The 22,567-nt window shown below is 45.5% G+C and carries 18 protein-coding genes; 10 read left to right on the top strand and 8 right to left on the bottom strand.

What is annotated here, in order from left to right:
- Positions 1–6: 6 nt before the first annotated feature.
- From PLE34_RS02605 to PLE34_RS02625, 5 genes are all read right to left on the bottom strand, one after another.
- The gene (locus tag PLE34_RS02605; protein ID WP_324553922.1) at positions 7–3,165 is read right to left on the bottom strand and encodes a PVC-type heme-binding CxxCH protein; all 3,159 of its coding nucleotides are present in this window, start codon (positions 3,163–3,165) and stop codon (positions 7–9) included.
- A gap of 92 nt (positions 3,166–3,257) precedes the next feature.
- Positions 3,258–4,424: a hypothetical protein gene (locus PLE34_RS02610; protein WP_324553924.1), complete on the bottom strand. Its 1,167-nt coding sequence runs from the start codon at positions 4,422–4,424 to the stop codon at positions 3,258–3,260.
- 114 nt (positions 4,425–4,538) lie between these two features.
- Positions 4,539–5,882 (bottom strand): Gfo/Idh/MocA family protein, encoded by a 1,344-nt coding sequence (locus PLE34_RS02615; RefSeq protein ID WP_324553925.1) that lies wholly within the window; start codon positions 5,880–5,882, stop codon positions 4,539–4,541.
- Between the two features lie 100 nt (positions 5,883–5,982).
- A complete protein-coding gene (locus PLE34_RS02620; protein WP_324553927.1) occupies positions 5,983–7,002 on the bottom strand; it encodes a Gfo/Idh/MocA family protein in 1,020 nt (339 codons plus the stop codon).
- Between the two features lie 216 nt (positions 7,003–7,218).
- A complete protein-coding gene (locus PLE34_RS02625; protein ID WP_324553929.1) occupies positions 7,219–8,493 on the bottom strand; it encodes a glucuronyl esterase domain-containing protein in 1,275 nt (424 codons plus the stop codon).
- Between the two features lie 319 nt (positions 8,494–8,812).
- On the opposite strand from PLE34_RS02625, the gene PLE34_RS02630 reads away from it, so the two are divergent.
- The 4 genes from PLE34_RS02630 (at position 8,813) to PLE34_RS02645 (ending at position 16,100) form a co-directional block, all read left to right on the top strand.
- Positions 8,813–12,013, top strand: coding sequence for a DUF1553 domain-containing protein (locus PLE34_RS02630; RefSeq protein ID WP_324553931.1), 3,201 nt, complete (start codon positions 8,813–8,815; stop codon positions 12,011–12,013).
- Positions 12,014–12,037: 24 nt separating this feature from the next.
- A complete protein-coding gene (locus tag PLE34_RS02635; protein WP_324553933.1) occupies positions 12,038–13,504 on the top strand; it encodes a DUF1501 domain-containing protein in 1,467 nt (488 codons plus the stop codon).
- Positions 13,505–13,587: 83 nt separating this feature from the next.
- On the top strand, positions 13,588–14,700 hold the full coding sequence (locus PLE34_RS02640; RefSeq protein ID WP_324553935.1) for an NHL repeat-containing protein: 1,113 nt from the start codon (positions 13,588–13,590) through the stop codon (positions 14,698–14,700).
- Between the two features lie 17 nt (positions 14,701–14,717).
- Complete coding sequence (locus tag PLE34_RS02645; RefSeq protein ID WP_324553937.1) at positions 14,718–16,100, top strand: c-type cytochrome domain-containing protein; 1,383 nt, start codon at positions 14,718–14,720, stop codon at positions 16,098–16,100.
- Positions 16,101–16,252: 152 nt separating this feature from the next.
- Here PLE34_RS02645 and PLE34_RS02650 read toward each other — a convergent pair whose 3' ends face one another.
- Positions 16,253–16,636: a DUF3037 domain-containing protein gene (locus PLE34_RS02650; RefSeq protein ID WP_324553938.1), complete on the bottom strand. Its 384-nt coding sequence runs from the start codon at positions 16,634–16,636 to the stop codon at positions 16,253–16,255.
- Positions 16,614–17,492, bottom strand: a complete 879-nt coding sequence (locus PLE34_RS02655; RefSeq protein ID WP_324553940.1) for a HipA family kinase — start codon at positions 17,490–17,492, stop codon at positions 16,614–16,616. The genes PLE34_RS02650 and PLE34_RS02655 overlap by 23 nt, the downstream gene beginning before the upstream one ends.
- Positions 17,493–17,570: 78 nt before the next feature.
- On the opposite strand from PLE34_RS02655, the gene PLE34_RS02660 reads away from it, so the two are divergent.
- The 6 genes from PLE34_RS02660 (at position 17,571) to PLE34_RS02685 (ending at position 21,032) form a co-directional block, all read left to right on the top strand.
- A complete protein-coding gene (locus PLE34_RS02660; protein WP_324553942.1) occupies positions 17,571–18,200 on the top strand; it encodes a Crp/Fnr family transcriptional regulator in 630 nt (209 codons plus the stop codon).
- A 61-nt stretch (positions 18,201–18,261) separates the two neighbouring features.
- Complete coding sequence (locus tag PLE34_RS02665; RefSeq protein WP_324553944.1) at positions 18,262–18,735, top strand: OsmC family protein; 474 nt, start codon at positions 18,262–18,264, stop codon at positions 18,733–18,735.
- Positions 18,719–19,033, top strand: coding sequence for a rhodanese-like domain-containing protein (locus PLE34_RS02670; RefSeq protein WP_324553946.1), 315 nt, complete (start codon positions 18,719–18,721; stop codon positions 19,031–19,033). The genes PLE34_RS02665 and PLE34_RS02670 overlap by 17 nt, the downstream gene beginning before the upstream one ends.
- 2 nt (positions 19,034–19,035) lie before the next feature.
- On the top strand, positions 19,036–19,248 hold the full coding sequence (locus tag PLE34_RS02675) for a hypothetical protein (RefSeq protein WP_324553948.1): 213 nt from the start codon (positions 19,036–19,038) through the stop codon (positions 19,246–19,248).
- 54 nt (positions 19,249–19,302) lie between these two features.
- Complete coding sequence (locus PLE34_RS02680; RefSeq protein WP_324553950.1) at positions 19,303–20,043, top strand: class I SAM-dependent methyltransferase; 741 nt, start codon at positions 19,303–19,305, stop codon at positions 20,041–20,043.
- A 329-nt stretch (positions 20,044–20,372) separates the two neighbouring features.
- A complete protein-coding gene (locus PLE34_RS02685; protein WP_324553952.1) occupies positions 20,373–21,032 on the top strand; it encodes a hypothetical protein in 660 nt (219 codons plus the stop codon).
- A 106-nt stretch (positions 21,033–21,138) separates the two neighbouring features.
- Here PLE34_RS02685 and PLE34_RS02690 read toward each other — a convergent pair whose 3' ends face one another.
- The gene (locus tag PLE34_RS02690) at positions 21,139–22,497 is read right to left on the bottom strand and encodes a Gfo/Idh/MocA family protein (protein WP_324553954.1); all 1,359 of its coding nucleotides are present in this window, start codon (positions 22,495–22,497) and stop codon (positions 21,139–21,141) included.
- Positions 22,498–22,567: the final 70 nt, after the last annotated feature.

Here is a 22,567-nt window from a genome sequence, read left to right on the forward strand (position 1 = left end):
ACTATTCTAATGACTTTTTATTTGTCCTAATCCACTCGGCAAGGATACCAGGTACGCCAGCAGGTTTGCCAACTCCTGCTCATTCAATATTTTATCCAAACCCGGTGGCATCATAGAAACATTTTGCGGTTCAATAGAGCTGATTTCAGCACGGGTTATACTCATTTTTGTTCCGGGTCCGGTCGTTATTATCACGGCATCGGGTAACTGCTCCGTAATGATGCCTGTGTATGTTCCCGTTTTGGTTATTATACGCGAGGTTTCATGTTCACGGGCAAAACTCACGCTGGGATATACTATGGCTTCCAGCAGATCATGCCTGGACCTGATTTCGCCGATATTGGTAAGATCAGGTCCAAAGGTTCCACCTTCTGATGTTACTGCATGACAGGTGAAGCAGGTAGCTTTCCCAAAAAACAGTAGTCGCCCTTCGCTCACATCACCTCTTTTAAGATTGGCTTCTAAATGTTGCAATTGCAACAACCTTGTTGCCTGTTGTGCCTCTAATGTTTTGATAAGTGGCTCAGCCGAAACCTGTACAACTGAAGGAAAATTTTTGATGAGTTCCTGCAAATCCAATAAAGACAAGTTCCCCAAACGGTCAGTGGAGCTGTTCAGCGCCGCAATAAGTGATTTGCCTGTTGCTTCCGTTCTATTTCCCTTAAAAGCCTGTACAAGGCCGGGCAGCAAAAAAACATCTGCTTTGGGAATCTGTTCTTTTGCCAATATCACCAATTGCGCGTCATTCAGCTCAGCCTGTGCCAGTAACCTAACAGCCGCCTGTCTTACCGGGGCCTCATACGATGAGTCCAAATATTTTTGCAGTGTCGAAAATTCTTTATCCGAAAGTTCTTTATCCGATCTTAATCTTGCGCCGAATGCCTTAAGCTGAAATGCAACAGGTGTTTTTGGATCCCGGATAATCTGGTTCAACACGCCATTCATGGCTTCCATACGCTTTGATTCAAGAAGACTCATCACCTGCAGGCGAAGCTGATCATCGGTTCCTTTCAATATATCTCCAAGTGATTTTATCCAGGCTTGCGGCATATCGCCCAGATCACTGCGTGCTATCACGCTCATTAAAAATATTTTTTTAAACACCGGCGTGGCAGCGTTGCCCAATTGAGCACCCATGAATTGCTGTAGCGCTTCTTTTCTGCAAAAGGCTTCCATCAATACACTCAATGCAGGCGGTATATTTCCCGGCGAATCGGCGGCGCTGAATTGTTTGCTGATAAAGTTTACTACGATATCACTCCAGTTGGTATGATGTAATGCAACCCAGATACCTGTGTTACGCAGTAGGGTATCCTTGCTGTTCAGAAACGTCTCCAGTTGTTCTTTTTGCAATGGCGAGCCATCCATCTGATCGAGCGCTATTAAAGCAGCCCTGCGCTTGTGGATGGAAGCGTCATTCAACGCCTCAATAAGCAGTTGTGCTTTCCCGATAGTAATCAGTGAATATATAACCGCATGTTCCACAAAACGATCATCGGGGTTTACGGCTGCCTGCAATAGCGCGGCAACAGCTTTTTCATCTCCTATTTGACCAATCGCTGTAGCCGCCTGGCGGCGAACAGGCGCCTGATCATTTTGTACCAGCTCCATTAATTTATCCAGTGCCGCTTTATCTTTTGCCAGCCCCGATGATCTTACTGCAGCGGTACGCACCATTGCGCTTTCATCATTCATTGCATTTCTTACGCCCTCACGTGCAGACGATGACTGCATACGGGAAAGTGCGAATACCGCCGCCGCACGCATTTCTTCATCTTTAAAAAGAGGGAAAGATTTTTTTAGTATGTCAGCCGCAGTATCTCCTTTTAATACCATTTGTTCAATGGCCTGATCTCTCACCGCCTGCCTTTCATCCATCATGTAAGTAACCAGTTCCTGTGACGATGCGTTTTTAAAATCTAATTTTTTTCCCCAGGGATCCTGCACAACAGGTGCACCCGTTTTTCTTATACGGTATATACCACCCAATACATTTGTTTTGGCTACTACCGACAATGGACACCCTGCGATAAACCATCCACCGGTGTTCACTACCAATAAACTTCCATCAGCATCTTCCAGCACATCGGTGAGATGGGTGTCTGCACTATCCGATTGTACAAAGGGTTCATCTGTTGTACGGAATGTAGCGTCATCAGGCGTGACGATATGCCGCATGATGCGACCGGTATTAAACTGCGCGGTAAATAAATTTCCTTTAAAGGCTTCGCCAAATACATTTCCCCTGTAGCGCATTAACCCGGCATGTGATACTCTTGCTAACTTCGTCATTACCGGCATCAGGTCTCCGGTTAATTTCAGGTGATCTTCTTCAATCACCTCCTGGGGTTTCGGGTAAACGCCGCCTTCTACCCAATGCATAATCGCATCCCGGAATCCACCCTGCGGATCGGTAAAATAGGTCATTGTTCCCAATGTCTCACCGGATGGCATAAACGCTATCTCCACGGAATTGTCAAATCCACCGCCAGATATAGATTCCAATCCTGTTCCATCCGGCCTGCAGCGCCATATTCTTGCCCCTTTCCCTTTTAAGGAATCCCCTTCTTTTGTTTTGATATTAAATCCGCGTCTTGCATCTGCCATATAAAACCAGCCATCCGGCCCTATAAAGGGTCCGCTTAACGTGGCGCCATTGTGATGAAATATCCAGCCACTTAATATAATATCGCGCTTATCAGCAACACCATCGCCATCTGTATCTGTAAGCCGCATCAAATTGGGTGGTGCGGCTACATATAAGCTGCCCTGGTAAAAAGCACCTCCCATGGGATAGGGGATCTTATCTGCAAATACGTTGCTTTTATCGAAAATACCATCTCCGTTTTCATCTTCTAATACACGAATAAGAAAAGTAGGGTTTTCCAATATATCTTCTGTAGAAGTTGTTTTCCCACTCGATTCAAAAACAAACAATCTTCCACTATTATCGAAGCTTGCAAACATAGGGTAAGACAGCATATCTGCACCGGCTACTTTTTCAATAGTATAGCCATCGGGCACACGCAGTCCATCTGTTATAACCTGCTTTTTTTTACTGCAATTGGCAAACAGAAGTATAACAAACAATGACTGTATGAAAAGACCCGCATATACAGCGCAGCTATTGTGTTTTCCTTTTCTCAATTGTTCTGCATTACACATGAGTTAAAAATTTCTTTATAAAGTTGTCAACCCTGCGGCTGAATAATTTAAAAATCTCCTGGTTAGGGTTAGCAACTTTACCCGTTTTTCACTTATTCATATATACATTCACTCAAAAATGCCGGCGTATATCCCTTATCTACAGCCCATTTCACTGCAGTTAATACTTTCGTGCGATAGTCTGGTTGATAGTTATGATAGTAATCATAAAAATATTGCTCATGTACCAGCAGATCCACATAAGGCGGCTTACGCGATTCTTTTTCGTATTGATCCAAATAAGGAATAACCTCCGGCAATTTTTTAGTGTCGATGATAATACTGCTTTTGATAAAAGTGATGTCTTCCTTATTATCTCTCCATACAAATCTTTTTTTCATGTGTCTTCTTTGCTCCACATCCAGGTAATAGGAACAGGGAGAAAGATGATCATCCACATTAAAATCGCATAATTGCCCGGTATAACCGCAGTCCCGTAAAGCCCTTGATACTTCCACCGGCACTTCACCCCAGTGCAGCGTGGTAATGGATGATGCCAGTTCATCACCGGCAAAACGCCTGATTTGTTCTATTACCGCACTGCATTCTTTTTTTACCTGTGCATAACCCGCATATTTATAGGGATCGTCCGGGAATTCTGCATTGGCATGAAAACTCATCTGCAGCCAGCCCGCGTTTTCTCTCCACTCATTTTTGAATTTATCCGTCATTTGAGAAAGATTAAAACCGTCCGTCTCATAAAAAATATTGATATGCACTTTGGTGCCATGGGTATCATGCACCTGTTTCAAAAATTCAAGGAAAGGATTCTCAAATATCGAGTTATATGCAGCCGTGTTGGTATGAATGTCTTTCAAAAACCAGATGGCATCATCAATAGAAAGCCTGTATTTATCTGCCAGGTTTTTAAACCAATAAACGGTAATGTTTTTTTTGACGCCGGTTTTCTTATTTACTACTTCGATACTATTTTTATAATGTTCCAGATTTATCTCAGCAGTAAAAATGCCTTTGCTTTTTTTAGCAGGTATATTATTTATCGTAATCAAACTATTATCGTGAGCAGTAATCCTCACCTGTGTTGTCAGGAATGCATCCGTCATTACACCATCATGTTTGTGTAGTGTATCGCCCTCAACCGGACTGATAAATTGTATATCATCCGCATATTCCGGCTGCTCCGAAAATGCAGATGATCCAATTACCAAGCCAAGTCCGGCTAATGAATGCTGTTTAATAAATACGCGCCTCGAATACATATTTCCTGGTCGTATTAATTTTTGAAATTGCACTATTTCTTCAGGGCGCTAATCTACGCCAAAACTGAAATTGCTGTCATCGGATGTGAAAATACCTGAAAGTTCTTGTGTTAGCTATACTTCAGGTTCCCAGCCCGGCTCATATTCCCTGCTCCAGAGCTGCATCGCTTCATTGTCGTTTAGAATGTGCCCGTTCTTTGGATCGGTTTGCAGCGTACGTTCTGTGCGTTGGGCGATATTGCCCAACTGTACAAGCAATGTGCTTTGATGCCCGCCAGTGATATCCGAGCGCAGGGGAGCGCCATTGCGGATAGCGTCAAAAAAATTACGGATATGAAGCGCATCCAGCTCCTGTGCAGGGCTCGACAGGTTACGCGGATCAATCAGGTCTTCATGCTTCACTTCTTTTATGATCTTACCCTTCAGATCAAAGATGGTATAAGCATTGCCTCCTTCAATCAGCAGGGAGCCCGTTTCGCCGTAAAATAACACGCCAACGGAACTGCCTTCTACCGGCTGACCGTTGCAACTGCGGCCTTCCCACGAGATCATGCTGTTATTTTCAAATTCCAGGTTGATGACCTGGGTGTCGGGTGTTTCCCAGTCGTCGTTATAACGGTAACGCCCACCTGCCGAGCTTACTTTTACGGGGAAATCTACCTGAAGTCCCCACCTGGCCAGGTCAACCATATGCGTGCCGTTATTGAGCGCTTCGCCGGTACCCCAGTTCCAGAACCAGTGCCAGTTGTAGTGTATAAGATTGTCCTTATAGGGCTGCCGCGGCGCCGGTCCCTGCCATAGCTCATAATTGAGCCAGGAGGGCACGGGTACTATTTTTCCCTTACCAATTGCAGCGCGGTTATTGGAATACCAGGTTTTAGCAAAATAAGGACGGCCGATGACCCCACTGTGGAGTTCAGCGATGGCTTCCATTACTTTGGGCCAGGAGCGGCGCTGGTTGCCCATTTGCAGTACCCTGTTGTATTTTTTTTGAGCAGCCACCAATAATTCTCCTTCGCGCGGGTTATGGCTGCAGGGCTTTTCAAGATACACATGTTTCCCGGCCCTGCAGGCCAGCAGGGCGGCGGGTGCATGCCAGTGATCGGGCGCCGTAACGATCAGGGCGTCCATGTTTTTATCTTCCAAAGCCTTTCTGAAATCCGGGGCAGGCTTTGGACGTTTCTGCTGCAGCTTTTCAATGGCCGCCATGCATTTATCCGCTGCGCGGCTGTCTACATCAGAAACATATGCCACTTCGCATCCGGTTTGCACGGCAAAATTGCTGCTCACGGCCAGGCCGCGGCTGTTAACGCCCATAACGCCTACGCGTATGCGTTCATTGGCGCCCATAATGTTCGCATAACTTTTTGCGCTGAAGCCGGGTAATATACCGCCTAATGAAAAAGCGGTTGTTCCCGCTACCGTTTTTTTAATAAAGTTTCTTCTTGAATTTTTCATGATCATATTTTTACTTTAGAAGAACGTTGCTTTGTAATAATTTAAAATCCGAAGCGATATTCCAAACTCCAAACTGCAAACCTCCAAACCACAAACTGCATCATCCCCCCGCTCTTTTCATCATCTCCTCCAAACTTACAGGAACGCCTCCTTTGTTTTTACTTTCATCGGCAGCTTCCATAAAGGCGCAGATCTCCACTGTTTCTTTGCTGCTTACCGGTGGTATACCCGTTTCAAAAAAATGGATGATCTCCACCAGCAAAGCATCGTAGCCATCGAAGGGTCCTAGTACGGTTGTGGCGTTTTCACCGAACACTGTTCCGCCATAGCCGCTTTTGCCCGAACGGGTGCCGCGGAATGTACCGATGCGGCCATCTTCCCAGGCGCCGGCTACCACATCGGTATCATTGGTATGCAATCGTACCACCTGTTTACAACCCGTACCCATTACCGTATATAGCGTTTCCACACCGTGAATGCCATACCAGAAGAGGTCGGGATGTGTTTTTTCCAAATGCGACGGGCTATAGCAATCAGCGCCCAGCACTTTCCCCACCTTGCCTTTGGCCACTTCCTGCGCGCTTTGCATGAAGCGCAAAGAAGAAGAGGAAAAAACCGATACTTTGTATTGTTCCGCTGCTTTAAAAATAGCCATCGCGTCTTTTAAAGAAGCTGCGATGGGTTTATCAATGAACACAGGTTTGCCGGCTTTGATCACTTCTAATGCCTGTTGAAGATGGAGCCGGCCGTCATTGGTTTCAAGCAATATAAAATCTGTTTTTGCCAGTAGTGATTTTATAGAACTTACGATCTCCACCCCCAGCTTTTTCACTTCTTCTGTATATCCCGGGATCCTTTCTGCGGAAGATACTATATCGTTGCTCCCTTTTGGATAGGCCGCCACTACCTTGTATCCTTTTAGTTCGGGTGCAGCGCCGGCGGCGTTAAGCGCTTTGGTAAAAGCGATGCTGTGAGAAGTATCTAACCCTATAATACCAATCCTTTTTTGCGGCGCTTTGCCCTGTGCATATAAAGCGGAGAAGCTGTTGGATAAGCCTAATCCTATACCACCGGCAATAGTAGTATGAATGAAATTGCGGCGCCCGTATTTTTGTTTCATTTGTTTTTTTTAAATTTTTTTGCCAAATGGAATTCGCCAATAAACATCACGGTTGGTGACAAGCATTATCATGGCTCATTTCATGAATGATTACTGTATTTTTTTAGAAGGAAAATCAATGGAGAAAACAGGTTTAAAAGAAATAAATTATTTAGTTGCCTGTTGAAAATATACAGGATTAATTTTTGTTTTAGATCGCCACCCACTTACCACTTACTACTTATCACTTACTACTTTTTTTGATTCCGCAAACTCTATGTATTGCTGCCAGTCGTATAAAGTAACATCATGCTTACCGGTTCTGATATGGTATCTTATTGTTTCTCCCACGGGAGTGTTTACGGCGGGCATTTCATTAACCGTTAGTCCCTGCAGCTTGTAAAGCGCATAAACCGGTTCCGCGTTTTTTGCTGAAAGAAACTCTCCTTTCGGATCGGCCCATTGGTCTTCTTCGGCACTGGCAACGTATAAAGGCCGGGGAGCAATAAGCGATAGTAGCATATGCTGGTCAACGGGTAGCATTTCGGGATGGTCGTTATAACTTTTGTACCGTGCAATGAACCAGTGCGGGAAGCTGGTGTTGAGGTTGCGGATGGTTTCCCCGAATATCCTGCGGGAAAGTGCCGCACCGCCCTCACCCGAGTTATTGGAGATGACAATGGAAAAACGCTGGTCGTTTGCTCCGGCCCATAGTGCGGTTTTGCCTAACCGTGAGTGGCCGATCAGTATGGTTCTTCCGGCATCCACGGCCGCGTCCGATTCAAGGTAATCCTGTATCCTGCTTAGTCCCCACGACCAGGCGCCAATGGCGCTCCATGCACCTGTTGCTATATGTAAAGCATCTTTCATGGTAGTACGAATGCCCTGTTTCCAGCCATCCTTATCGTCTGGCTCAAGGTCGTAATAGTGAGCAGTGGCAACACCGTATCCTCTGCTGATAATTTCTTCCAACGGCCAGCGGGAGGCTGTTGAGCCTCTCGAAGCTTCAATAGCTTCACTATCGGATAGCTGCCCGTCTTTCCTTTTAATATATTTCGCCGGCTTAATCGCCTTATCTGCAGCAATGGTATGGTTGCCGTTGAAATTCAATCCTGCAAATACGGCCACCGGTTTATTTGCTTTAGGCAAATACAGGAGCAGATCCATTGACGGGGCGGCATCTCCTTCTCCAAAATAAATAGTAACCTGCTTCCTCACCGCTCTCCCGTTTAATACAGCAGTATCCGTTTCGGTGATCTTAAAATGCATGCCCGCAGGCTTGCCCGGTATTTTTCCATATACATTTTCTGTAAATAGCTTTAAAATATAGGGTCTTTGCTTACGCTCCCATTCCTTAACAGTAGTTACTGCTTTCCCATTGGGGGAAAGCAATGGGTCGGGCAGTGTATAGGAAGGGATAGCTGATTCATCATAATTGGTTGGAGGTCCCTGGGCGAATGACGAGCCATAGCTGCAAACTATTATAACAAAAGAGATGAAGGCTGATTTCATATTGACAATATTATGAGTTAGGTGTGATATACCACGGAGACACAGGGACACCGCAATGCACGGAGTCACACGGAGGTTTTTCAATTATCACAAAGCAGTTAAAAACCCTGTTCCTCTGTGCCACGCTGCCGCTGTGGTTCAAGACGATTATTTGAACAACATCATATCGTGAATGTAAAATAAAAATGCATGCCTGCCAAACAGGTTTCTCAAAATACGATCCTGGCTGCCGGTAAACCCTTTTTAATGATTATCTTTATACCCGCCTGGTTTCATACCTGAAAATTATATTTTGTAGCAGAAGTTTTTGCTTGTTTATATGAAAAGAAAAATCCCCGGGAAAATGGTAGTGCTGATTGCTTTACTCGCTATTGGCGCTTTCTTCTTTATCAACACAGGTGCTGTTGACAAACCGGCTTCCATAGCTCAGTTCGACAAATCACTGCCTGATCATATTGATTATAACCTGCACGTGAAGCCTATTCTTTCCGATAAATGCTTTTTATGTCATGGTCCTGATAAGAATGAAGGCCAAAAAGCAGGCTTGAATCTTTCTACAAGGGAAGGCGCTTTGGCGGTATTAACAAGCGGCAAACATGCTATTGTGCCCGGCAAGTTGGCCAAAAGCGAATTGTATTTCCGGATCACTACCCCCGATGAGGAAATGATGATGCCCAAAAAAGGATCCAACAGGGTGTTAACCGACTATGAAAAAGCCGTATTGATCAAATGGATTGAGCAGGGAGCGGAATACAAGCCCCACTGGGCTTTTATTGCACCGGTGAAATCCGGTATCCCGGAAGTAAAAAATAAGCAGTGGGTTAAAAATGAGATAGATGCTTTTGTATTGCAAAAGCTGGAAAGCACCGGACTACAGCCTTCACCGGAGGCTGATAAAGAAACATTGCTGCGAAGAGTAACATTAGACCTTACTGGCCTGCCACCCACCCTGCAGGAAACGGATGCTTTTATGGCCGATCATTCGGCCGATGCCTATGAAAAAGTGGTGGAGCGTTTATTGCAATCGCCTCATTACGGGGAAAAAATGGCGGTGGACTGGCTCGATGTTTCACGTTATGCCGATACACACGGCTATACGGTAGACCGCTACCGGCCGATGTGGCCATGGCGCGACTGGGTGATCAAAGCGTTTAACGAGAATATGCCCTTCGACCGCTTTGTTACCTGGCAACTGGCAGGCGATTTGCTGCCCAATGCTACCCGCGAACAAAAGATCGCTACTGCATTTAACCGGAACCATGCTCAAAACATGGAAGGAGGTATTGTGGATGAAGAGTTCAGGAGCGAATATGTGGTAGACCGTACCAGCACAGTGGGAACGGCTTTGATGGGATTAACCATAAGCTGCGCGCGCTGCCATGATCATAAATTTGATCCCATATCCCAGAAAGAATTCTTCAGCCTCTACAGCTTCTTTAATAATATAGATGAAGCAGGACAAATATCATGGGACAATGCCATGCCGGTTCCTACCATGTTGTTAACCGATACGAAACAGGATTCCATCATCGCCTATCTGACTAAAAAAGAAAACGCTATAGCAGCAGCATTGGATGTCATCACCCAAAATGAAAAAGCGGATTTTGAACAATGGAAATCACAGGCGGGAAATGCTATTCCCTTTCATGCAAAGAAAGGATTACAGGCGCACTTTACATTTGACAAACTTACCAACGGCGCTTTTATTAACGAGGTAAATGCGAAAGATAAAGGCATAACAGCCGAGCCGGTACTTGTTCCCGGCAGGGTTGGCAATGCTTTTAAATCAAATGGTGATGATGTGCTGAAACTGGGTGAAGTAGGTATTTTTAACCGCTTTCAGCCTTTTTCCATAGGCGTATGGGTGAATATTCCAATGGATTTAAACAGGGGCGTTATTTTTCATAAAGGCAGCGGCGATATCACCTATAATTTCCGGGGCTATTTTTTAAATATAAAGAATGATAAGGCGGAAATTTTAATGGCGCATACCTGGCCATACAACAATATACTGAAGGTAAGTGAAGCGCCTTTGCCAAAAGACAAATGGATACAGCTCACGCTTACCTACGACGGTTCGGGCAAAGCAAAAGGGCTAAAATTATTTATGGATGGGAGTGAGGTGGCCATGATAACGGAGAAGGATAACCTGTATAAGGATATTATGTTTACCAATGGAGAACAGCCGGGGTTGCAGGTGGGGGCCGACTGGCGGGGAACCGGTTTTAAAAACGGGCTGGTAGATGAATTAGTGATTTATGACCGTGTGCTTACCCCCGCTGAAGTAAATATATTGGTTCAACTGCAGGCAGGCAACCCCGCTCCCCAAACTATTACTGACGATGACCTGTCACAATATTATTTTTCCAATGTTTCTCCCGGATGGCAACGGAAAGCCGCTGAACTGCAGCAGGCACGGTTAGAAAGAAATGCGGCCATGGAAAACATACCTGAAATAATGGTGATGGAAGAAATGAAGCAAAAAAGAAAAGCGTATATATTAGAAAGAGGGGTGTATGATAATTATGGGGAAGAAGTACAACCCGATGTGCCCGCGGCCATATTGCCTTTTGGAAAGGATCTTCCAAAGAACAGGCTCGGGCTGGCGAAATGGCTTATGGATCCTGGAAATCCTTTAACGGCGAGGGTGGTGGTAAACCGGTACTGGCAAACTTATTTTGGTACGGGACTTCAGAAAAATGCCGACAATTTCGGTAACCAGGGCGGTATGCCATCCCATCCTGAATTATTAGACTGGCTCGCCATTCGTTTTCGCGAATCGGGCTGGGATGTAAGGGCGATGCAAAAATTAATTGTTTTGTCGGCTGCTTACCGGCAATCTTCCTATACTTCGCCTGAATTATTAAAGAAAGACCCGGAAAATATATTATTGGCCCGTGGACCCTCGTTCCGGTTAACAGCAGAGATGGTGCGTGATGCGGCTTTAACAACAAGCGGCTTACTTTCTCCTGCTATTGGCGGCGCCAGTGTAAAGCCCTACCAGCCAGAGGGTGTATGGGCGGTAAACAGTGAAGTATATCACCAGGATACGGGATCCGCATTGTACAGGAGAAGTTTGTATACTTTTTGGCGGCGTACCAATCCTCCTCCGTCTATGAGCACTTTTGATGCGCCAATGCGGAGCAGTTGTACCGTGCAAAGACAGAAAACCAGCACCCCGCTGCAGGCATTGGTATTACTGAACGATCCGCAGTTTGTTGAAGCGGCGAAAGTATTGGCCGAAAAGGCGCTGGCAAATGGTAACGCTGCTACAGACAGGATACTGTACTGTTACCGTGCCTTAACTGCGCGAATGCCTTCGGCAAAAGAAAAGGATATTCTGGAAAACTTATATGCCGTACAATATGAAAAATTTAAAAAGCAGCCTGCTAAAATGAGCGGGTGGCTAACGGCGGGCGACTATACAATTAAGCAGGGAAAAGACCTGCAGGCACTGGCTGCCACAACGGTAGTAGCCAGTACCATTATGAACTCCGACGCGTTCATAACCAAAAGATAACGGTTTGCAGTAAACGAAAATATAATGAACAGGGAAATAGAACAACTTATTGCCAGCAATCTTAACAGGAGGTCATTTCTGTTAAAGGCTTCCCTTGGACTGGGATCGGTGGCGCTGGGTTCGCTTTTAGCGGGGCAGGACGTTTTATCGCATAAAACGAATACCATTGCCGGGCCTCACGGTATAACCGGCATGCCCGATATACCGGCAAGAACCAAAAGAGTGGTATATCTCTTTCAGAGCGGTGGCCCCTCGCAATTTGAGACCTTCGATTATAAGCCCCTGCTTGAGAAAATGCATGGACAGGATCTGCCTGATTCCGTGAGGAAAGGACAACGGCTTACGGGTATGAGCGCGCAGCAGTCTGCCCTGCCCTTAGTGGGTTCTTCTTTTCAGTTCGCGCAACGCGGGCAAAGCGGCGCGTGGGTAAGCGAACTGATGCCTTTTACAGGAGCCGTAGCAGATGACCTGTGCTTTATTAAATCCATGTATACGGAGCAGATCAATCACGACCCGGCTTTAACCTTTATGCAAACCGGCAACCAGTTGGCGGGCCGCCCCAGTATGGGATCATGGGTGCATTATGGCCTGGGATCGGATAATGATAACCTTCCGGCCTTTATCGTGCTCGTGTCAAACAACGCGCCTAAGGATCAGCCTTTGTATGCCCGGCTTTGGGGCAATGGTTTTCTTCCTTCCAAGTACCAGGGCGTGCAGTTCCGTTCCGGGGCAGATCCTGTATTATATCTCAACAACCCCAAAGGATATGAGGCGGCAGACCGCCGTGAAATGCTGGATGCGCTGAACGCTTTAAATCAATCGCAGCTGGAAAGCTTTGGTGATCCCGGTATAGGCAACCGGGTAGCCCAGTATGAAATGGCTTTCCGTATGCAGGCTTCCATACCCGAAATAACCGATATGCGTGATGAGCCCGATTGGGTGTTTGACCTGTACGGTTCCGATGCGCGTATTCCGGGCACCTACGCTGCCAATTGTTTACTGGCAAGAAGATTATTAGAAAAGAATGTAAAATTTGTTCAGCTCTATCACCAGGGCTGGGATAACCACGGCAACCTCCCTTCTGCGCTTACCCAGCAGTGTAAGGCTACCGACCAGGCATCGGCAGCGTTGGTAAAAGATCTGAAGCAAAGGGGTTTGCTGGATGATACCTTAGTGGTATGGGGCGGCGAATTTGGACGAACGAATTACTCGCAGGGAAAGCTTACCAAAGATGATTACGGGCGTGATCATCACCCGCGCTGCTTTACCATGTGGATGGCAGGCGGTGGCGTGCAGCCGGGCTTAACCTATGGCGAAACAGACGACTTCGGGTATAACATTGTAAAGAACCCGGTGCATGTGCACGATTTTCAGGCTACCTTGCTGTATTTAATGGGGGTAGACCATGAAAAGCTTACCTACGAAGCGGAAGGGAGAAGATACAGGCTTACGGATGTGGAAGGCAGAATCGTAAAAGGAATTATTGCATAAGCCTGTTAGTATGAGCTGTATTTATTTGTTTCTTTTTTGCTCATAAGATATTTTCACAACTTAAACCACTAATTCTATCAAATATGACAGCGCGTAACGACTATCCCCGGAGACAATTTATTAAAAAAGCTGCGCTTGTTGGCGGGGGCGCTATTGCCGGGTTTAGTATTACAGGCAAAGCCAGCCCTGCAAATGATGGTATTATCGGTCACGGAAATTTCAGGTACCGTGTAAATAAAACCTGGGGTAACCTTGATCCTGCAAAAACACCGGTGCTGGATTGCCACGAAATGGTAAATGATTCCAAAGGGCGCCTGGTGATGATCACTGATGAGGTAAAGAACAATATTATCATTTACGACCGATCGGGCAAGCTGCTTGATACCTGGGGAACGCGCTATCCCGGAGGGCATGGGCTTACTTTATCTGCCGAAGGAGAGGAAGACTTTCTTTTTATTACCGATTGCGGGTATTTTTTGGGAAAGGATAATAAATGGCAGTCGCAGTCGGGCAGCGTATTTAAAACCACCATAGATGGCAAATTGCTGTTTGCATTAGGGCACCCCTCTACCATTGGCGTATATAAACAGGATGAACCATTTAAACCCACGGAAGTGGCGGTTGCACCCAACGGCGATTTTTATGTAGCAGATGGATACGGATCGGATTATATTATCCAGTATGATCACAGCGGAAGGTATATCCGCCATTTCGGGGGGCATCATAACAGCAGTGCAGAACATAACCTGAACAACGCCCATGGCGTGGCGGTTGATTTACGCAATCCGGCATCACCAAAACTGATCTGTACTTCGCGTAACGACAATGCTTTTAAGTTTTTTACGCTGGATGGCCGCTATCTTGAAACGGTTAAATTGCCCGGCGCCTATGTATGCCGCCCGGTGTTAGATGGCGAAAATATTTATGCCGGTGTATGCTGGTCTAATTTCAGGGATACCGGCAAAATGGACGGCGGCAGATCGGGCTTTGTTACCATATTAGATAAAAACAACAAAGTAGTTTCCAATCCCGGCGGAACACCGCCCGAATATAAGAACGGTGTGTTACAACCCCTGTTTGCAGACGGCAATATTTTTTATCACGGACATGATGTTTGCGTGGATGCAGATAAGAATATATATATCTGCCAGTGGAATGCAGAAAAAACATATCCTGTTAAATTAGAGCGGGTATAGTAAATATTATTTGAGAGATGCATACAGACTGGTCATTGTTTTTTGGAAGCTTCCATCCCCTGATCGTTCATATTCCTATTGGTATTCTGTTATTTGCTGCGCTGCTGAGTGGCATTGCCCTGTATAAAAAAAGCAAAACGCTGCAATCTGCCATCAGCATAGCGCTTTTGACCGGGTCGCTGGGCGCCGCGCTGGCGGCGGTATCCGGTTATTTTCTTTCTGCCGGCGGTGGTTATAACGCCAATACCTTATTCTGGCATAAATGGACAGGCATTGCCACTGCAGTCATTGGCTTTTGTGCATGGTGGATCAGGAGAAATAAAAAAGCGGACATTCTTTTTTTGAAAGCCAGGCTTAGCGCATGGCTGCTGTGTTTGTGTGTATTATTGATCATGGTGGGTGGGCATTTTGGCGGAACCATGACGCATGGTGAAGGGTACCTGACAGCGCATATGCCTGCTTTTCTCCGGTCTGTTTTTCCCGGAACACCCCGTGCGCAACCGCAGCAGCTTCCCGCTCAGTTAGACTCCGTAAAGGTTTTTGCCCATATCATTCAGCCCATCCTTAGCGCTAAATGTGTGAGTTGTCATAACCCCGGAAAACAGCAGGGCGACCTGGTGCTTAATTCGCCGGAAGCAATAATGAAAGGAGGCAAAAGCGGCAATACGCTTGTTCCGGGCGATATTGACAAAAGTGAGCTGGTATACAGGGTTAGCTTAGATCCGGGTAACACTAAATTTATGCCTGCCGGTAACCAGCCGCCGCTTACTACTGTGGAAGCAGGATTGTTGAAATGGTGGGTAGCGTCCGGGGCGGATTTTACGAACAACATTGCCGAAAGCAAATTAGACGAAAAGACAAAATATTTGTTGGCCTTTTATCTTGGCTTTGATGAAGAAAATGATAAGGAAATTGTTTTACCCGAAGTTGCTCCCGCCGATCCCAATGTGGTGAAGCATCTAAAAGAAATGAAATTAGTCGTTCGCACGTTAACAGCACAAAGCAACCTGCTCGACATTTCTTTTGTAATGATGCGGCAAAGCAGCCCGGAGCAGAAAAAAGCGGCGTTACAGTTGCTCTTATCCGTAAAAGAACAGGTCTATCTTCTTGATGTAAGCAATTGTGCGCTTACCGGTGAGGAAATAAAAATGATAGCCGCTCTTCCCAATCTCAATAAATTGGAATTACAAAAAAATACGCTAACGGATGAGGCTGTGGAGCCACTGAAAGCATTGCAGCAACTGGTTTCATTAAATTTAGGGCAAAACGATATTACCAATAGAAGTGTAGCCGTGTTCCAGCAAATGGCGGCTTTGCAAAAGATCAACCTCTGGCAAACGCAGTTTGGAGAGGAGAGTGTAAAAAAGCTGCAGGACAATGGGGTGGTAGTAGAGTGGTAAGTGGTAAAGAACCAAATCACAAAAGACAAGAACCAAAAAAAAAATCAAAAATAAAATTTCAAATCGAGTACTCTGCCTGTCGTTATAGTAATCACCTCATAGCTGACGGCTGAAAGCTGACTGCACATGTGAGAGGTAAGAAGTAAAGGAAATTACAGCACCAATTGCTTAAATAGTTTTTCCAGCGTTTCTTTGGGATCTGTGCAAAAGCCCGGGTGCACTTTAGAAGTTTGCACAATCGTGCTCCTGGTTGCCGTAAGCCAGCGAAAGCGGGAAGCCATGTCTAACCGGGCAATAGGGCCGCCGTCGGGTGCGCCTATACAAATTCTTTCAAAAGAATGAAGATGCGCCCTTATATCGTTTATATCAGGCATGTCAGCAAATGTACGCAGCCGCTCCTCGTTCAATTCAAACATAACCTGTAAGAACTTTGGTTTGGAAGCATACATAATAACCCCAACATTCAGGAATTCTTCACGTTCCACCCTGGGCACAATGCGAATAACGGCGTATTCAAATAAATGCTTCTCTTGCATGCTGCGCTTCTTTTACAAAAATTGCTGAATGGGCAATACGTGTTGTTAAAAATTGAATGTATACTTTTCTTTTTTCATCAGCGGTTCCGGGTGGAGCTGCTGCTGTCAGCCAGTTATCCGGTATCATAGAAACGATATAGCGGATACGCTCAGGAGTTAGCAGAGAGCGGAAAGCTTCATTTACGGATTCCAGCTCGCCTGCCCAAGGCAGCAATACATGATCTTTAACCTGTGTAAACGGCCGGGTTGCGTGTTCTTCCCAATTATCCCATGAGTGATGGAAGTAAAATGAAGCGCCGTGGTCAATAAGCCATAATGTTTTATTCCACATCAGCATATTGGTATTGCGGGAAGTGCGGTCTACATTCGTGATCAGGCTGTCTAACCAAACAATTTGCGAAGCCAGCTTTGCGTCAATTATGGTAACGGCCGGATCAAAAGCAATCGCTCCCGAAAGGTAATGAAGCCCAAGGTTAAGCCCTTCGCTGAATTTCAGCAGATCCTGGATCTCTTCATCGGGCTCTGTGCGGCCAAAAGCTTCATCCACATATGCAAAAACAATTTCGGGTACTTTTAATCCCAGCGCGCGGGCAATTTCACCGCCCAGCAGTTCTGCTATAAGCGCTTTAATGCCTTGTCCTGCCCCGCGAAACTTCAATACATATAAAAAACCGTCATCCGCTTCGGCAATAGCAGGTAACGACCCGCCTTCCCTTAGGGGGGTAACATAACGGGTAACGTTAACCGTTCTTAATGGTGGTATGGTATGGCTCATGTGCAATTCCGCATTTATGCCTTTTTTCTCATCAGTATCATTTTCACCTGTAAAAAGAGGATCGGCCTGAAAATTAGCCATTTTTTATCTTACCCGAGGTAAATATGCCCCTGCTGTAAACAATTTTTAATGTTTTGTGAATACCGTTACATTTGAAAAATGATGTTGCCTGCACATTTTAAAGATATTTTTGAACCTGCTTTGCTTAAAGAAATGGAAAGCAAAACGGAAATGAAAACCATTCAAGCCGGGGAGGCTATTTTAGATGTTGGCCAGATCGTAAGAGTAATGCCAATCATCTTATCGGGCTCCTTACGGATTTCGCGTACGGATAATGAAGGCAGGGAAATTTTGCTGTATTATATAAATCCCGGTGAAAGTTGTGCCATGACCTTTACCTGCTGCATGGAGCATTTCCCCAGCGAAATAAAAGCAGTGGCAGAAGATGATACGGACATGCTGGTGGTACCTGTACAAATAATGGATGAATGGCTGACAAAGTACCCCACCTGGAAAAGCTTTGTAATGAAAACCATTCGCAGCCGTTTTAATGATATGCTCAAAACTATTGACCAGATTGCTTTCCAGAAATTAGATGAACGCCTTGTGAACTATCTCAAAGAAAAATCAGGCGCCACGGGCTCCACGCTTATTAAGCTTTCGCACGAGCAGATAGCCACCGAGCTGGCCACTTCCCGCGTAGTGATCTCCCGGCTGCTTAAAAAATTAGAGAATGATAAAAAGGTGCTGCTTTACCGTAACCAGGTAAAGCTGCTCAACGCATTGTAACAAATGTAACCAACCATCCCATTCCATTGTGCCATTTTTGCATTGTAACAAATCTGACACAATGAAACACGAGGTAAATACCCAATGGATGGGAAAAATGCAGTTCAATTCCCTTGTTAATGACCACGTAATTGTTATGGATGCTCCTGAACGTGCGGGCGGTGAAGACCTCGGCACTATTCCCAAACCCTTAGTGCTCACTGCGCTTTCAGGCTGTACGGGCATGGATGTGGTGGCATTGTTAAGAAAGGAAGGAAAAACGCTCGGCAACTTTAATGTAACGGTAAGCGGCGAGCTCACCAAATCGGCGCCTATGCAGTACAACAATATCCATGTTGTGTATGAAGCGGAAGGCGACAGTGCGATTGAGTCTGATGTATTGCGTGTCATAAACCGCTCGCAGGAAGATATATGCGGGGTTAGCGCCATGTTAAAGAAGGCGATGCCCGTTACCTGGGAAGTATGGTTCAATAAGGTAGAGATATTTAACAATCTCCATTCATTTAAAATAAATCACAATGATATCGGCAATTAAAAGCATGTTAGGCTTTGGTCCCGCAGTTGACTGGGCGGCATTGGTAGCCGCCGGAGCGGAAATTATTGATGTAAGAAGCAAAGGTGAATTCCTTGGAGGACATATAAAACACTCGGTTAATATTCCCTTAAGCGAGTTGGGCAATCATTTAAGTAAAATAAAAAAGGATAGCATCATTATTACCTGCTGCGCTTCCGGCATGCGAAGCGCATCGGCCAAAAATATGTTAGCTGCCAATGGTTTTACTAAAGTGTATAATGGCGGGGGATGGATGACTTTACAAAATAAGATCAGATGAAAATGAAACAACGCGTATTAACAGGCTGGAACCGGATGCGCTGGATTTATCTTATTACGGGGGTGATTATAATTATACAGGCTGCCATTAGCAGGCAATGGCTTGGTATAGCATTGGGCAACTATTTCACGTCAATGGCTGTTTTTAGGTTTGGGTGCGCTTCGGGGACCTGTTTTGGCGGCAGTTGTGATGTACATCACACTAAGAGTGATTAAAAAAACTTTCTCTTTTCTTTACAATGCGGAACTTTATCCTTCAATTCCCGTTGTATGAAATTTGTTTGGTTGTTATTAGCCGGTTATGGTTTCTTTTGTATAGAAGGCTGCCGGGCGCAGCAAAAACGCACAGCACAAAAATTAGTAAGTGATACCATATACACTTATGGCGATACTTCTGCGGATGGTACAGGAAAATATTACTTCGGCAGGGAAATAGCACAGGTAATGGGCGCCGCGGGCGCTGCCTGGCTTGATAGGGATGAGCGGCAACAGGAAGAAAATACGGCGCTTGCTATTGAAAAAATGAAGCTGTCTTCATCAGATATTGTTGCCGACATAGGCGCCGGTACGGGGTATTACAGTTTTAAGCTAAGTGAAAAGCTGCCGCAGGGTAAAGTATACGCAGTAGAGATCCAGGACGAAATGATCGCTGCGCTTGAAAAGCGAAAAGCGGCCTTGCATAACCGTAATGTAACCATCATAAAAGGTAGCCACATGTCGCCTAACCTGCCCGATCATTCTGTTGATTTGGCTATTATGGTGGATGTATACCACGAACTGGAATATCCGTATGAAATGCTGCAATCCATAAAGAAAGCATTAAAAAAAGATGGAAAGATTTTACTGGTAGAGTATCGTGGCGAAGATCCTGCGATCCGTATTAAACCTTTGCATAAAACTACTGTTGTACAACTCAGCAAAGAAATGTCCGCCAATGGGTTCCGTTTATATTATCAAGGCGATTTCCTTCCGCTTCAGCATTTCCTGCTGTATACAATAGCCATAGAATAGATTGGCGTATACTTCCTGTTCCATTTCCGCATTTCTGATCTCCCTGCTGTATATTTGCAATTGTTCCTGATAAATTGTGCCGGCAGCAGTATTTTTTATTAGCTTATGATAAAATGTGCGGGTATATACGCATATAGCAATAGCCCGATAGCCGGAATGTTGTACATTTAATGAACAACCCTTCATTTTTGCAGTTGAATAGTATTAACCAGCTTTGTTTTTTTAAGACATGGCCTGGTTTTTGACTATAACTTTTTTGGTTAGGATAACAACCGCATGAATTCCCTCTGAGAGGAAGAACAAGTATACACAATCAGTATTCCGGGGCAATGAACAAAAAACTGTACGCTATGCGATCTGGTGCTTCCTGCTTTTTTATGCGTTATGCTTTCCTGCTATTTCTTTTTTTCTTTTCATGCAAAAAGGGAACAGATGATAAGGTTGCTCCTCCATTTATTATTACGGGCGAATGGATATTTATGTCTAATACGGTTTCAACGGAATCCGTTACTACCTATATCATTGATGATATAACGTATAGAAATAAAATCACCGCGGATTATGTTACCTACAACAATAATGGTACAGTTACCATCACTGGCAACAGTATGGTGGGCAGTGACCTGCGCTTTGACGTAATAACAAAGTCATACTTTTCATTTTATATTGGCGATGATAATGACGAGGACAGCGTGGAAGCCCCGTTTACGAGCTATATGGATACGCCTTATGCCGCTCAGCAGTCCTTTCAGCTTATAGGAAAGGATTCCATTTATTTCCCGGCAGGAACGCTTATGGCAATACCCGATATTAACGGGGAAGAAAGAACATCCATGACTTTACCCCAGGGCGGTACGATAAGAGGCTTTGATAATGCAATGAAGATCATTACCACTTCGGTAGATGCGTATAGCTATACGGAAGACGAAACGACCTATCATGTAGTTAAAAAGGAAAGAATGGAAACAGACCTGGCGAAGCAATTTTAATACTTACCACGCCATCGCATTGCGATGTGAAACCCCCGGATGCTTTACCTGGCCATTTCTCCCATAAAATATACAAGCCCGGCTGCCATAGGATTTGTGCCGGAGGTCATATGGCGGGATGTATCCACGGCTGCCGGTAAGGCCGTTGTAACAATTTTGTAGCTTCCGCATCGCCCACGATCAGCTTTTTTACAGGATCATAAACTAAGGGACGTCCCAGCTTCATGGAAAGGTTAGCAATAATACAGCTTGCCGTAGAGATGTGGCCTTCTTCAATATCCGCTACGGGCCTGGTTTTGTTGTCAATAGCTTTCAGAAAATCCAGCATGTGCAAACGGGTAGCCGGCGCCGCGTTTAATTCAATATCGGGTTCCGTAAGATCTTCCGGATATTTTTCCTTTTCGTATACCACATCCTTATGGATTTTTTCGCCTTTGCCCTGTGGAATAAAATCATATTGCATGGTGCTGGCGCACAGGGTTCCTTTTTCGCCGTACAGCTTAAACGACCAGGGATATTCCGGATCGGCAGGCGTACCCCAGCTCCGGTGCTGCCATATGCAGTTAAGCTCGTTATATTCAAAAATGGCAGACTGCGTATCGGCTATATTGCTTTTACCGGTTTTGTCAACGTAAATGCCGCCTGTGGAACTGATGCGGATAGGCCAGCCTAATTGCAGCATCCACCTAACGGTGTCGAACATGTGAATACACATATCGCCCATAATACCGTTACCGTATTCCATGAAAGTGCGCCACCAGCGTACATGCGGTAACCCATCGTAAGGGCGCATAGGAGCGGGGCCTGTCCACATTTCGTAGTCAAAAAAATCAGGTACCGGCTGCACGGGCGGGTTGCCGTTATTGCGCATGTGATAATAGCAGCACATTTCTACGTGCGATATTTTTCCCAGCAGGCCGGCATCTACTATATTTTTCTTCGCGTCAATAAGATGCGGTGTGCTTTTGCGCTGGGTGCCTACCTGTACCACGCGGTTGTGTTTTCGTGCCGCGGCCACCATTGCCTCGCCTTCCATCACATCAACGCTGATGGGCTTTTGTACATATACGTGTGCGCCTGCTTTTATAGCGTCTATGGCTTGCAGGGCGTGCCAGTGGTCGGGTGAGCCAACCAGTACGATATCGGGTTTTTGTTCTGCCAGCAGCTTACGGTAATCGCCATACGTAGCCGGCTTTTTATGATTAGATTGCCGCTGGCTTACCATCTCCGCAGCTTTCTCCAATTGATGTTTATCCGGGTCGCACAATCCTACCACTTCTACCGGCGCAACCTGTATCAGCCGGAACAGGTCGCTCTTGCCATACCACCCGGTGCCGATCAGGGCCACGCGCCTTGTAGCGGGTGGAGCATACAAATTCATTCCATTAACGCGAAGAGAAGCGAGGGCAAGGGCAGCGGAAGCCCCGCGGATAAACTGGCGGCGGTTAAAGTTGTGCTGGCTCATATAAGAAGTATTAGAAGTAAAATGCAATAGCTTAAAGATAATAAGCTTTATCCTTTTTTCTTCACTTGCC

Origin of the sequence: Agriterribacter sp., assembly GCF_035445465.1 — a bacterium.
In the GTDB taxonomy this organism is placed as follows: Bacteria; Bacteroidota; Bacteroidia; order Chitinophagales; family Chitinophagaceae; genus Agriterribacter.